The sequence below is a fragment of the Bradyrhizobium sp. BR14999 genome (genome assembly GCF_056106085.1).
The window spans coordinates 6,382,324-6,394,932 of sequence record NZ_CM148536.1 but is presented as its reverse complement, the minus strand read 5'-3'; the positions used below and the strand labels follow the sequence as shown (position 1 = coordinate 6,394,932).

Below are 12,609 nucleotides of genomic sequence, written 5' to 3'. Positions count from 1 at the left end.
GTGCGAGAGATGGCCATAAGGAATCTGATTCTGTTCGCGCCCATCCTGCTCGGGGGATGTTACGGCCTCGCCGGTCATGATGAGGTCGACCGCTACTTCCAGCGTTCTGACACCATCACGATGAGCGCCGGCAACGCCAAAGAGGTTAACGCCGCTACCCACACAATCCATCCATGGCCGCGCAACGTCGGTGATCGCAGGATCGCGTACGATGCGCGGCGCGTGGGGGCAGCCGTTTCGCGTTACGGCAACACGCAACAGCCGGTGGATCAGCTTCCCGACATGGGCGATCCGACGAAACAAATGGGCCAGAAGCCTCCCGTGACCCAGAATGTTAACGTAACCGGATTGGGGGCTGGATCGACTGCTGGAGTATCGGTACCGGTTGGCGCGCCGGCAGGGGCTAGGTAACGGCGTTTGATAAGTGAACTTTGCGACGCTACTGGCCAAAGCTGCAGTGAGTCCGCTAGGCCGGGCGGGGGACAAGAGTTATGCGACGTGCCATTGTATTGCTGACCTGTTGCTGGCTGGCACCAGGCCTTGCAGCCTGTGACCAGACACTAAGGGAGGCCGCCGTCGTGGCTCCCGTCGAGCCGCCTGGCGGGGATTCCGTGCAGGAGCCAACCGACGTCAAATATTATCCCTCGGACGAACCGGTACGGCTGGGCTTGGAGCATTTCAACCGCGGCAATTACGGGATTGCCCAGCGCTATTTCAAGGACGGCGTCGAGAAATCGCCCAAGGACGTGACCGCTTGGATCGGGTTGGCTGCGAGCTATGATCGGATACGTCGTTTTGATCTGGCTGACCAGGCCTATGCCCAGGCGATCCGGCTGGGAGGCGAAACCGTGCAAGTCCTGAATGATCAGGGTTATTCGTACATGCTGCGTGGCAATCTGAGTGCGGCGCGGCGGAAATTTGAGAAGGCCTATTCGCTCGATCCAGGTAACCCGGTTATCGCCAATAACCTTGAGCTACTGAACGGCAGCCGACGGTTCATTGAACGGCCGCCGAACAACCAGCCATAAGTCGAATAACTACCTGCAAAGCTATTGCAGGCGGGCTTTGGCGCTCGCCCTTGAACGTGCAGATCGGTTACCGAACCTTGCGCGCCATTCTATAAGCTTCACAGTCGTTGCAGGGCGTTGGCCCGCCGCTCGTCAATTGGACCCGATCACAGCATCAGCGTAGTGGCTCCCATTTCGCGTAATGACAATGACGCCGTTGCGAATGGTAAATCTCGCGCCAAGCAGTTTTCGCACCTTCTCCGTGATCGGAGAAGGGAAGGGGATGGTTTCTCCCGAGACGGGATCGCCGACCTTGATCGACTCAGTCACGGACCCCGCAACCGGGGCAGGCTTGATATAGTCGCGGATCAGCTGAATCTCTTCGCGCGACAGGATGAGCGAAGCCTGATCAGGCCGGGTCTCTGGCGGCGGCTTAGGCGGTTCACTGATTAGCTTCTCACGTGCCTCGTTGGCGGTTGCGATCTGATCAAGCCTGGCTACGCGGAGCTTGAGCGCGATAATCTCGCGTTGCAGCGTGGCGATCTCCACTTTGAGCGACTTGACCTGCGTGAAGACAATCGTCGCGCAAACGCAGCTCACGAGAACAACAACGCTCAGCAATCCGAGCAACCAGCGCTCGATGTTTCCCATCGACCCTGTGGGCCCCTCGGGTAGTTGACCGCGCTGCAAATGCTCGTGCCAAATTTGGCGTCCTCGCTTCATCCAATCTGTATAGGCGGTCACACTGGCGGACACACCTCGTACAGAACCGAAATGTGCGGATGACGCAGCAGAGGCCTCCTGGGCCGGATGAACTATAGGTGCTTTGTTGCTTTGCTCGGCGCGTGGCTCCGGCTTTTGGTTCTCGGCGAGGTGACGCTCCACCGGCCGATGAGCGGCGGTGTGGAACGGATCACGCCCCATCGGCTGATCAGGCTGGCCGATAGTTTTTCTCGAAAGAGTCATCTATCAACTTTAGCGGGTGCGCCGACGCGGCTTCGAATAGGGCACCAAACGGTCGTTTGCACGCTGCGTTTGCGTGCCGACGTCGCCGGGTCTGTAAATCATTCACCATTTCCGTGGGCGCAAAGCGTGCCGAAAGGCAAAGCTTATGTCAATTGAGGACAACGGCGGCAGCATTGGATCAGGACATCGGAACCACAGATATCGTTTCGTAGCACCAGCCCTATGCGCGCGCACAACGGTTCGCCTTACAGACGAACGACTTCGCCGCCTTCTGGAGGACTTCGAGCGCCTGATCTGCTTGCAATCGTTCTACGAAGATGCACCGATACGATTGCTTTGCACGTCGAGCATTGATGGCGTCATGAATCCAAGCTACCAGATTCTGCTTGTCGGGATGGCCATCCTCGTCGTCATCGGCCTGCGGCTCCTGATCAACCATATCCGGCTTGGGCGCTGATCCCGGCGGTCACCAGCGACCGCGAGATGGCGTAGTCAATTGGCATCGATATCAACCGGACCCTCATCTTGGCGTTCTCGCTCGGTGTCTTTTTCGCCGCATTGGGAGGAGCTCTGGCGGCATGCTCTAGCTTGCGTCGTTTGGCTGGAGGTTGCTCAAATTGGCCCATGATGGATTGGAGCGAGAGCCATCAGCTTCCCGGCAATCGCCAGCTGACCGATCCGGCCCCATGCCGGCGAATGCGACCCGCACTCAGCTACACCATGCCACGGGACATGATCCATACCCGCCCCAGTCGGCGCAACGTGGGCGGCGAGTTCGCTCGCCGTTTTAGAGCGAGAGGTCTGCTGTTGGCGGCGCGAAGCGGACATTTGCCAGAAGTGCGAAGCGCTGCTGACCGTCGGAAGGAAGTCTGCCGAACGAGCGGCGGCGAAGTGGGCTCCTATCACGCAGCGCAGGCGGGACCACAGCGACTCAGTTTCGCGATTATTCTCTGTTCTAACGGAGAGGCCTAGCCAATCTGAATTAAAAGCCGCTCGAGTAAACCTAGTGGCGACCGCGTTCACTTTGCTCTCATGTTTCGGGCGCGATCTTTTGGGCAAACGTCACATCGCCCGACTGGCCGGCACTGGCATGAAGCACAAACTATCGTCCAGCTCGGATGGCTGAGGAAGCCCAATACAACTCGCTTCACCCATGTCGACGGCGCGACACGCGACCTCCGCAACTTAGGCAGGTGCCCGACTGAAAGCGGCGTCCGAATTGCAATTAAAGTTCCGAAAACGTTAATTGCACTGCAGCTAACACTTAGGAATTAGTTTGCATAACCAAAAATATCATTCATGAACTTGGCATAAGTATGATAGCATCACCTTGAGTCATTTTCCGAATCCCGGCGTATATGTTATTTGACGCTGGTCAGGTCGAGCCCTGGCCAAGCCAGACAGCGAATTCTGCGCGAGCTTACGGGCCGCAACGAATACTAGGCGCGAATATGAAGAAGCATTCTCACGAAGAAATCATGCTGAAACTTGTCCGGGCAGATGAACTGGCCCGAGCGGGCAATTCCCAGGTGGAGATTTGCAAAGCGCTTGGGGTGAGCATCATGACACTGCATCGTTGGCGGAAACTGTCGCTAGGCAAGGACGAGGCGCAATCTTCGAACCTTCGCGAAGCTGGCACGAACGCGCCCACCGATCTCCCGACTATGAGCGAAATGCGTCGTGTGCTGGAAGAACTCACGGTCGAGAACCAGCGCCTGCGCAAGCTTGTCACGGATCTTATGCTCGAGAAGATGAGGCTTGAAGAGACTTCGACACCGGCGCTCCGCGCTGGCCAGGCACGCAAAGCCTGATTCGAATATCATTCATCTCACTGGTCGAACGAGTACCTGCATCTCTGCGGATCATGCAGTGGATGTGCTGAGCGCGCGTCGTGCGATTGTCGGCTGCTGCTATCGCGCGATTCCGACGATTTTCTCGATTTCGTCTGCCAGGGCTTGAATTTCTCGATCGGCCGGATCGCCAGCCACGAAGCTCGCGACCGACTGTCCGTAAGTGAAGGACCGAACGAACGCGAGGCGGCTTGCGATCGGGGGCCCAACGATCTCGCCGAATTCACTCAGTTCCTCGACAAGCTGGCGCCCCTCAAGGGTACGGCCATCGACCCGGTTCGGAACCAGAATGACCTGAACTCGATCTCGCCGGCGCTCGCGCGCCGCCTCAATGATGGCCAGCGTCTGCGTCGTTGCATCGAGATCCAGCCCTGAGGCAGTGCAGGGGACTAGGATCAAGTCTGCCACCGCGATCGATGCTCCCATTCCGCGCGCGTTGGGGGCAGTATCGATCACCACCATGCCGGCCTCAACGTTTCGGACCTCCTGAGCCCAAGCGGATACGGAAATGTCCTCCAGGGCCATCTCGTAGACCGGGAATTCCAGATTGCCCAACTCCGCCCAATGAGCGGCGGAGCGCTGAGGATCGCTGTCGACCAGCGCGACATCGTGACCCCTGCGGGTCAACTCGGCGGCGATACAGATCGCGATCGTCGTTTTGCCGACCCCGCCCTTGCGTTGGGTGACTGTGATGGTTGTCCGCATCGGTCGGGGAGAATTCATGCGGCGCTACAATAACAAGTGATCGTATTCTCGGCAGATTCGGTCGGTGCCCTTCATCTCGCGGGCTGCCGACCGCTTGCTCCTCGTGCAGTGAGGCGGGCGAAGCTCGTACATATGGTCTCCACACATGCCTCGTCGACGAATTTCGTATGGGTACGGATCAAACCGCCGGCACATGGCGAGAAAAGCGTCATTCGATCACGGATTCCCCTGCATCGCCGGGCGATAGTTAACACAATATGACATTGCCTCAAATTCGAGTTAACAGCGCGTGAATTTGATCCTTGACAGTGATTGTGCGCCGCGACTAACATTCATCATAACAAAAATAGCCGGCGCCTTAACATTCTAACATAAGGCGCTGGTGAGCCGGGCGGATGCAACCTGTTTGCTCCCGTTCAAGTCGCAGCACATTCAGCCTCAAGCACCTTTGCCGCTGATTGGCGCGTCGGATCATCATCAGTAAAACTTGAAAGGGGGTACCATGGCCGTCTCGTACCTGACGAAGACTGAGCTGGGCCAATTTCTTCACCAGAACGGAAACCACATCGAGGCGAGCGTCAGATCGGCGTTGATCGACTCGCTCGAGCAAAGCGGTGTATTCAGTGACGATCCCGGGGATGCTTCGAGAGCATGGTTCGAGTCCGGACCGTTCTCCGGAGGGAGCGTTCCGCCGGTCGTTAACGTCCTCGACGTTTCGCAGTCCACCACGGTCGAGACCACGCCGAACCTGAAGGCGATCATCCTCGATGACGCCGGCGGCAAGACGCTCGACGTGATCGGCGGCGATAACGACGTGTTCGTCGCCATGGGCAAGGGTTCCGACAGCGTGAACCTGTACGATAGCGGCGACGACACGGTCTATGGCGGCAGCGGCAACGATGCGATCCACGGCGGGCACGGCAATAGCTCGCTGTTCGGCGGCGCCGGCAATGACAGCATCTATGGCGGCACTGGCAACGATACGTTGACCGGCGGCACCGGCAACGACCGTCTCGAGGCGGGCTCCGGCGCTCAGTTGCTCGAAGGCGACGGTGGCAACGACTTCCTGAAAGATCTGGCGTCGGGGCACAGCACGCTGTCCGGTGGCGACGGCAACGATACGCTGGTCGGCGCGCAGGGCGATGTCTTCCAAGGCGGTGACGGCAAGGACGTGTTCTGGGTCTACGGCGGCGGGGCTGCTGCGAACTCGACGCTGCAAGGCGGAAGCGGCGACGATACGTTCCACGTCCAGACCCACACCGGAAACGATACGATCGTCGGCGGCACCGGCACGGACACTGTGGACTTTGCCAATCGCTCTTTCTTCGATGTCACGAAGATCGACGTCGACGCGAAAACGAGCACCTACACCCTACACTTCAGCGACAACCAGACGGTCGCGGTCAGTGGCGTCGAGGATCTCCACTTCACCGATCAGGACGTCCATCTGCCGAAGCTTTGATCCGGCTCCTGCAAGCTACGTGTGTGAAAGCCCCGCTCACGGCGGGGCTTTTGCTTTGGAGTTCGAGAGTTAAGCCGTCCTCCGCCTCCTGTCGTCTTATCATTGCCATGTCTTGCTTCGATGCTGGAGAAGTTCTGATTTGCTAATATTATCACCTGGCGCTCACCGGGCGCCCGATGCCAGGAACAGATCTTGTCTGCCAAGATGAAACGCTTGCTCAATGCGGGCTCGGGACCCGGTACGGCCCAGCGCATTGCCCGGATGATCGTCGACCATGGCTGGGAGGAGACCCGGTTCGACATCGACCCGGACGTCAAGCCAGATGTGCTCGGCTCGATTCTTGGTTTGAGCGGTGCGTTCGAGTCTCAGTCTTTCGACGCGGTTTGGTCGTCGCACGTGCTCGAACACCTCTATGCCCACGAGGTCTATCCGACGCTGCGTCAGTTCCACCAAGTCCTGAAACCAGGGGGATTCGCCTTAATTATGAGCCCGGATGTGGAATCGGTTGCTCAGTTCATCGTCGAGCATGGCATTGCCGCGATAGCCTATCATTCGCCGGCGGGGCCGATCAGGCCGCTCGACATGCTCTACGGCCATTCGCGCGCGATCGAGGAGGGGCGCGTCCACATGGCCCACCGCACCGGATTTACAGCCGAGCGACTCGGCAATCTCCTGCTGATGGCCGGTTTTCCGACCGTTTCGGTCAGCACCCAAAATTTCGAGGTCTGTGCGCTCGCGCTCATGCCCGAGGCCGACGGCGAGGCCATCCAGAGGTCTTTGTTAGAATCCGGCTTCAATTTTCAGGAAGCCCGGTCCTGACGTATCTGCGAGTGTGGCCAACCATTTCTCAAATTCAACGATAAGTGCTGCTGGCCTTTTTGCCACAAAATGTTATGCTCACAGTCGAATGTGAAAGTATTAACATAGATGGCAGGTAGCTTGACATCCATGACCGTCCACGGTGTCGATGACCAGAACCTTGCCGATGCAGCACCGGCATCGGCACTGGGGTGCCTGATCATCGTCGCACGACAGCACGGGCTGCACCTCACGTCCTCACAGCTCATTCAAGACAACCTTCTGCCGGACGAGAACGTCACGCTCCATCAGCTTATCCGCTGCGCGGAGAAAGCGGGCATGCGCGCGAAGTGCGTCAAGCTCGATTGGGGCGGACTGTCTCATCTCAAGAAGGCGCTCCCGGTCATCGTTCGGCTTCGCAATGGGAGCCATATGGTGCTCCTGCGTGTCGAGGGAGGCGCACACAATACGCGCATCGTGCTGAGGGATCCGAATGCCGCGGAAGACGCGCTGCTCGTGATCGACCAACCACGATTTGAAGATATTTGGTCCGGCGATCTCGTCCTGATCAAGCGCAACTACGAGATATCGGACGAAGCGCAGCCGTTCAGTTTCGGCCTCGTAGCCGCGCTGTTGTTCCGCGAACGCCGCATGGTCCGCGACGTCGCGATTGCCGCCGTGATCCTCGGGCTTCTCGGCCTGGCGCCGATCATGTTCTGGCGCTTGTTGTCCGACAAGGTGATCTTCTACAAGGCGTACAACACGTTCTATGTGCTCTGCGTCGCGATGCTGGTGGTCATAGCCTTCGAGGCGGCTTTCTCGTTCTTGAGACAGTTCCTTGTCCATCGCTTGACGACCAGGCTAGACGTCAAATTGTCGACCTACGTCTTCGAGAAGGTCCTCAATCTTCCCATCGACTATTTCGAGCAGACGGCCGTCGGCCTCGTCGCGCGCGACATTCGGGAAGTCTTTCGCATTCGCTCGTTCCTGATGGGGCAATTGTTCGGCACCATTCTCGACTCTACGACGCTGATATTCTTCCTGCCCGTCATGTTCTTCTTCAGCCCCGTCATGACGATCGTGGTTCTCGCCTTGTCGGCATTGATCGTCGCGTGGCTCGTCCTGATGTTGCCGAATTACCGCAAGGCGTCGACTGCGGTGCTGGCCGCGGAGGGCGCGCAGGGCGCATTTTTGGTTCAGACCTTGAATGGCATCCGGACGATCAAGTCGCTCGCGCTCGATACGCGGCAGCGCCACATGTGGGATGTTCTGGTCGCACGCGTTGCCAAGGCCCGGCTCGTGGAAGGCATGACTGGAAACGCCATCCAGTCGGTGGTGCGTCCGCTGGAGCGGCTGGCCGTCAGCGGCTCCTATGCGCTCGGCGTCTATCTCGCGCTCGAAAGCAACGATCCTGTCTATATCGGGGCCCTGTTCTCATTCCTGCTGCTGTCGCAGCGCGTCTCGGGTCCGCTGATGCAGATGGCGCAGCTCATCAATCAATACGACGAGGCGCGAAGTGCGGTTGCAATCGTCGGCAATCTCGTCAACCGGCCGGCGGAAGAGGGGCGTTCCGGCCATGGCGTGCGTTCGCCGCTCGAGGGCAAGGTGGAGTTCTCCGGCGTCACCTTCAAATACAAGGGAGCGCTATCGCCCACGCTGAACAACATCTCCTTCGAAATCCCGCTGGGGACTACTTTGGGCGTGATGGGCAAGAGCGGATCCGGCAAGACCACGATTACGCGTCTGCTGCAGCGGCTGCATTCCGATTATGAGGGATTGATCAAGATAGATGGTATCGACGTTCGCGAGTATGACATCGACCATCTCCGTCGTAACGTGGGTGTGGTGCTCCAGGAGAATTTTCTGTTCAGTGGAACCATCCGCGAAAACATCACCGCGGCCAAGCCGGACGCGTCATTCGATGATGTGGTCAGGGCGGCGAGGCTGGCGGGCGCCGAAGAATTCATCGACAAGCTGCCGCGTGGCTACGAGACGCATATCTATGAAGGTTCGCCGAACCTCTCGGGAGGGCAGCGGCAGCGGCTTGCGATCGCGCGTGCGTTGATCGTCAACCCGCCCATCCTGATTCTCGATGAGGCGACAAGCGCGCTCGACGCCGACAGCGAGGCGATCGTGAACGCCAACATAACGCGCATCGCGCATGGCCGGACGCTGATCATCATCTCGCATCGCCTGTCGTCCCTGACAAAGGCGGACGCAATTCTCGTGCTTAATCGTGGTGTGGTCGACGATATCGGGCGGCATGAGGAGCTCCTGGCGCGCAACGATATCTACAGCTCGCTGTGGTATCAGCAGAACACGCATCTGGCGCCGGCAGCCCGCAGCGATCGGTCAAAATTTGGGAGTCCGACGCTTGTCTCCTGATGGTGCGCTTGCGACCGTTCGCCAATTTCAATCGGAAACGGATGCGATCCGAGAGGAGGCTGAGCCTCTGATCGCGCGAGCAACGCTGTTTGTGCTCTCGGCCTTCCTGGTCACGATCGTTGCCATTCTCGCTCTGACGCGGATAGATCGCGTCATCACCAGCGTTGGGGGGCGAATCGTGCCGGTGGGACAGATCAGCGTCCTTCAGGCGCTGGATCCATCGATCATTAAGACGATTGACGTGCGGGAAGGCGAGCAGGTGCAACCGGGACAGCTTATTGCGACCCTGGACGCGACTTTTACGTCGGCGGACCTGACCCAGGCGAAGTTGCAGATCGCTAGTCTCGAGACTCAGGTGGCGCGCGATGAAGCCGAGCTGAACCAGCATCCGCTGGTCTTTGCGAGCAAGCCAGACCAGAACTACCAGAAATACGCAGCCTTGCAGAAGGCGCTCTATGATCAGCGGATGGCGCAATATACCGCGCAGATCAATAGTTTCGATTCGAAGATCAAGCAGACGCAGGCGACGATGGAGAAGCTTCGCGGGGACGATGCGAGATATCGGCAGCGTGACGAGATCTTGCAGAAGATCGAGACCATGCGCACGACGCTGGCCGAGCACGGCACGGGCTCGCAACTCAATATGTTTATCTCCCAGGACACAAGGCTTGAATTGCTGCGGACCCTGGAGAACACCCATAACAGCCTAATCGAAGCCCAGAATACGCTCGCCGCGTCAATCGCGGACCGTGACGCCTTCAAGCAGCAATGGTTTGCGCAACTGAGTCAGGATCTCGTGACGACTCGCAACAAGCTCGACGAGGCGAGAGCCTCATATGAGAAGGCGCTCAGGCACCAGGATCTGGTCCGATTGACCGCCGCCGAAGACTCGGTCGTGTTGACGATGGCAAGGCTCTCGGTCGGGTCGGTGCTGAAGCCCGGCGATCCCTTCATTACTCTGATGCCGACCGACACCAAGCTCGAGGCTGAAATTCGCATCGCCTCGCGCGATGTCGGTTTTATCCGGCCCGGAGACCCCTGCACGATGCGGATCGATGCGTTCAATGCCGCGGAGCATGGTACAGCCGAGGGCAAAGTGCGCTGGATCAGCGAGGGTGCCTTCACAACCGACGACGATGGAAAGCCTATCGAAGCGTACTACAAGGCGCGGTGCTCGGTGGATTCGACCAACTTCAAGGATGTCCCGAAAAACTTCCGCCTGATTCCTGGCATGACGCTTGCGGGAGACGTCCATGTCGGCACGCGGGCGGTCGGAATGTATCTGCTTGGCGGAATGCTGAAGGGCATCCGGGAGGCCATGCGTGAGCCATGACGGCATTGACCCGATCGCTCCTCCAATGGCTTCGGCCCGCGTCTCACGGATCTGACAAAAGGCGGCTTGGTCCGGCGGAGGCGGCGTTCGAGCGCGGTCACTATCTGGAGGCACTAAAGTTCTGGAAGCGTGCCTCGCAAAACGGCGACGCGGAAGCGGACTATCGGATCGGCATGCTCTACGCCAAGAACCAGGGAGTGGCGGGCAGCATTCCCGATGCCGCGGTGTGGTACGAACGCGCGGCGCAGCGAGGTCACGCCGAGGCGCAATATCAACTCGGCCTGATTTATCTGTACGGTGTCAACGCCAGCCTCGGACCGAATAGGCCGGAGACCTGGCGTCAATCCTCCGCCGCCCGATTGGGCGATACCGCGTCGAATGTGCATCACCTGATATTCCCGCACGGGACCAGTGTCGCTAAGGATATTTGCGCCGCGTTTCGCTGGATATCGGCCGCGGCCGAAGCCGGCAAAGCGGATGCTCAGACCATCCTGGGCAATCTCTACAGCGAAGGGCAGGGGTGCACGAAGGACCTCGCTGCTGCACTTCGTTGGTATCAGGCGGCGGCCGATCAGAAATTTGCGCCGGCCGAATTCGCGCTCGGCGACGTCTATTATCAGGGACGCGGCGTACTCGTCGATTTCGCGCAGGCTGCGATCTGGTATGGCAAGGCCGCGGCGCACGATCACGTGAGGGCGCAGATTGGGCTCGCATTCATGACGTTGAAGGGTATGGGCTTGCCCGAGAACCCGACTGAGGCCGCTCGCCTGTTCCAGAGTGCGGCCACGCATGATGATCCGATCGCACTCTACAACATCGGCCTGTTACGGCTCAGCGGCAAGGGCGTCGCCAAAGACCTCGATCGGGCCGAGTCCGCGCTGCGCAAGGCGGCGCGGAAGGATTACCTTCCGGCAATTCAGGCACTCGCGGAATTCTATTCGAACGGAGCCGATGCCGAGCCCAATTTGCGGGAGGCGGCGGTTTGGTACGAGAAGGCCGCCGAGCGGGGCGATGCGCAGGCGCAATTCTTCGTCGGCCGGTTCTATGCGACTGGTGTCGGTGTCTCGCCCAACATTCGTCAGGCCGCGAAGTGGTTCGAGCGCGCGGCCGAAAATGGCCATGCCACTGCGGCATTCAACGTTGCGATCTTCTATCTCAACGGCTCCGGCGTTCAGCGCAACGTGGAGGCCGCGATCAAATGGTTCGAACGTGCCGCAGATGGCGGTATCAGCGCCGCACAGGTGCAACTCGGAAAGCTCTATTCAACCGGTGCCGGCGTTCCCAAAGATCAGGAAATGGCGTCGGAATGGTTGAGCAGGGCCGCCGGTAGCGGAGATCCTGACGCCAAGACCGCCTACGCGCTCTTCCTGCTTCATCAGGATGCGTCTGATGATAACGTTGCACGCGCGCACTCTTTGCTGAGAGAGGCCGCGGAGGCCGGTCATCCTCCGGCGGCGTTTCAACTGGGCGCGCTGAAGATAGGTAAGTTCGGCGGAACCGCCGATATACTAGGTGCCACTCCATGGCTCACGCGCGCGGCGGATGCTGGCCATGTCGAGGCGCAGTACATGCTGGGGCTTCTCCATATGGATCCGAAGAGCGGGGTGGGGAATGCGCAGGCAGCATCATCATGGATGGCCAAGGCGGCGCGCGCGGGGCATGCAGCCGCACAATTCCAGCTCGCCGTCATGTACTGCACAGGCTACGGAGTGGGCCTGGATCTTGCTGAGGGTGTGAACTGGTACGAGGCCGCTGCAGAGCAGGGACATACGGTTGCGCAGTACAACCTCGCCGTGATGCTCGGGAGGGGACAGGGGCGCCAGGCTGACGTGACGAAGGCGACGGAATGGTTTCAGAGGGCCGCCGAGCGCGGCATGGCGGAAGCGCAGGTTGCGCTGGGCGACGCGTTGATGTCGGGCCGAGGCACCGCGCAAGATCGCGACGCGGCGGTCAATTGGTATCAATACGCGGCGCGGCAACGCAATGAAGGCGCCGTGCGGCGCCTCCAGTCGATCGGCGCGACACGCGATCGGGCCTTCACATCGGAGACAGAAACTTTGCGCTAGTCTGCCAGTGCGGAACGAAGCGTCCAATGCATGAATG

The 12,609-nt window shown here is 59.4% G+C and carries 11 protein-coding genes; 9 read left to right on the top strand and 2 right to left on the bottom strand.

Annotation, left to right across the window (positions count from 1 at the left end; all coding sequences use genetic code 11):
- The first annotated feature begins 9 nt into the window (after positions 1 to 9).
- Both ACR9YP_RS29995 and ACR9YP_RS29990 read left to right on the top strand, forming a co-directional pair.
- Entirely contained in the window at positions 10 to 411 is a 402-nt protein-coding gene (locus ACR9YP_RS29995) for a hypothetical protein (protein ID WP_474217740.1), read from the top strand.
- A gap of 167 nt (positions 412 to 578) precedes the next feature.
- The gene (locus ACR9YP_RS29990; RefSeq protein ID WP_438109396.1) at positions 579 to 1,028 is read left to right on the top strand and encodes a tetratricopeptide repeat protein; all 450 of its coding nucleotides are present in this window, start codon (positions 579 to 581) and stop codon (positions 1,026 to 1,028) included.
- Between the two features lie 132 nt (positions 1,029 to 1,160).
- Here ACR9YP_RS29990 and ACR9YP_RS29985 read toward each other — a convergent pair whose 3' ends face one another.
- Entirely contained in the window at positions 1,161 to 1,973 is an 813-nt protein-coding gene (locus ACR9YP_RS29985) for a hypothetical protein (protein WP_474217739.1), read from the bottom strand.
- A gap of 145 nt (positions 1,974 to 2,118) precedes the next feature.
- On the opposite strand from ACR9YP_RS29985, the gene ACR9YP_RS29980 reads away from it, so the two are divergent.
- Together ACR9YP_RS29980 and ACR9YP_RS29975 are read left to right on the top strand one after the other, a co-directional pair.
- Complete coding sequence (locus ACR9YP_RS29980; protein WP_438109394.1) at positions 2,119 to 2,430, top strand: hypothetical protein; 312 nt, start codon at positions 2,119 to 2,121, stop codon at positions 2,428 to 2,430.
- Between the two features lie 994 nt (positions 2,431 to 3,424).
- Positions 3,425 to 3,784: a transposase gene (locus ACR9YP_RS29975; RefSeq protein ID WP_370986619.1), complete on the top strand. Its 360-nt coding sequence runs from the start codon at positions 3,425 to 3,427 to the stop codon at positions 3,782 to 3,784.
- A 99-nt stretch (positions 3,785 to 3,883) separates the two neighbouring features.
- Here ACR9YP_RS29975 and ACR9YP_RS29970 read toward each other — a convergent pair whose 3' ends face one another.
- Complete coding sequence (locus ACR9YP_RS29970) at positions 3,884 to 4,528, bottom strand: nucleotide-binding protein (RefSeq protein WP_474217738.1); 645 nt, start codon at positions 4,526 to 4,528, stop codon at positions 3,884 to 3,886.
- Positions 4,529 to 5,030: 502 nt separating this feature from the next.
- On the opposite strand from ACR9YP_RS29970, the gene ACR9YP_RS29965 reads away from it, so the two are divergent.
- The 5 genes from ACR9YP_RS29965 to ACR9YP_RS29945 all read left to right on the top strand — a co-directional run bounded on the left by ACR9YP_RS29965 (position 5,031) and on the right by ACR9YP_RS29945 (position 12,572).
- Positions 5,031 to 5,990 (top strand): calcium-binding protein, encoded by a 960-nt coding sequence (locus tag ACR9YP_RS29965; RefSeq protein WP_249760912.1) that lies wholly within the window; start codon positions 5,031 to 5,033, stop codon positions 5,988 to 5,990.
- 204 nt (positions 5,991 to 6,194) lie between these two features.
- Entirely contained in the window at positions 6,195 to 6,809 is a 615-nt protein-coding gene (locus ACR9YP_RS29960) for a class I SAM-dependent methyltransferase (RefSeq protein ID WP_370986889.1), read from the top strand.
- Between the two features lie 129 nt (positions 6,810 to 6,938).
- A complete protein-coding gene (locus tag ACR9YP_RS29955; protein WP_474217737.1) occupies positions 6,939 to 9,173 on the top strand; it encodes a peptidase domain-containing ABC transporter in 2,235 nt (744 codons plus the stop codon).
- Positions 9,163 to 10,506: an HlyD family type I secretion periplasmic adaptor subunit gene (locus tag ACR9YP_RS29950; protein ID WP_474217736.1), complete on the top strand. Its 1,344-nt coding sequence runs from the start codon at positions 9,163 to 9,165 to the stop codon at positions 10,504 to 10,506. Before ACR9YP_RS29955 ends, ACR9YP_RS29950 begins: the two co-directional genes overlap by 11 nt.
- Entirely contained in the window at positions 10,503 to 12,572 is a 2,070-nt protein-coding gene (locus tag ACR9YP_RS29945; RefSeq protein ID WP_438109393.1) for a tetratricopeptide repeat protein, read from the top strand. The genes ACR9YP_RS29950 and ACR9YP_RS29945 overlap by 4 nt, the downstream gene beginning before the upstream one ends.
- The last annotated feature ends 37 nt before the right edge of the window (positions 12,573 to 12,609 follow it).

What these genes read in the sequence shown, in the direction of transcription:
- ACR9YP_RS29980 (WP_438109394.1), top strand. Translation starts at nt 2,119, where the DNA reads ATGTCAATTGAGGACAACGGCGGCAGCATTGGATCAGGACATCGGAAC.
- ACR9YP_RS29995 (WP_474217740.1), top strand. Translation starts at nt 10, where the DNA reads ATGGCCATAAGGAATCTGATTCTGTTCGCGCCCATCCTGCTCGGGGGA.
- ACR9YP_RS29970 (WP_474217738.1), bottom strand. Translation starts at nt 4,528, where the DNA reads ATGCGGACAACCATCACAGTCACCCAACGCAAGGGCGGGGTCGGCAAA.
- ACR9YP_RS29945 (WP_438109393.1), top strand. Translation starts at nt 10,503, where the DNA reads ATGACGGCATTGACCCGATCGCTCCTCCAATGGCTTCGGCCCGCGTCT.
- ACR9YP_RS29955 (WP_474217737.1), top strand. Translation starts at nt 6,939, where the DNA reads ATGACCGTCCACGGTGTCGATGACCAGAACCTTGCCGATGCAGCACCG.
- ACR9YP_RS29985 (WP_474217739.1), bottom strand. Translation starts at nt 1,973, where the DNA reads ATGACTCTTTCGAGAAAAACTATCGGCCAGCCTGATCAGCCGATGGGG.
- ACR9YP_RS29960 (WP_370986889.1), top strand. Translation starts at nt 6,195, where the DNA reads ATGAAACGCTTGCTCAATGCGGGCTCGGGACCCGGTACGGCCCAGCGC.
- ACR9YP_RS29965 (WP_249760912.1), top strand. Translation starts at nt 5,031, where the DNA reads ATGGCCGTCTCGTACCTGACGAAGACTGAGCTGGGCCAATTTCTTCAC.
- ACR9YP_RS29975 (WP_370986619.1), top strand. Translation starts at nt 3,425, where the DNA reads ATGAAGAAGCATTCTCACGAAGAAATCATGCTGAAACTTGTCCGGGCA.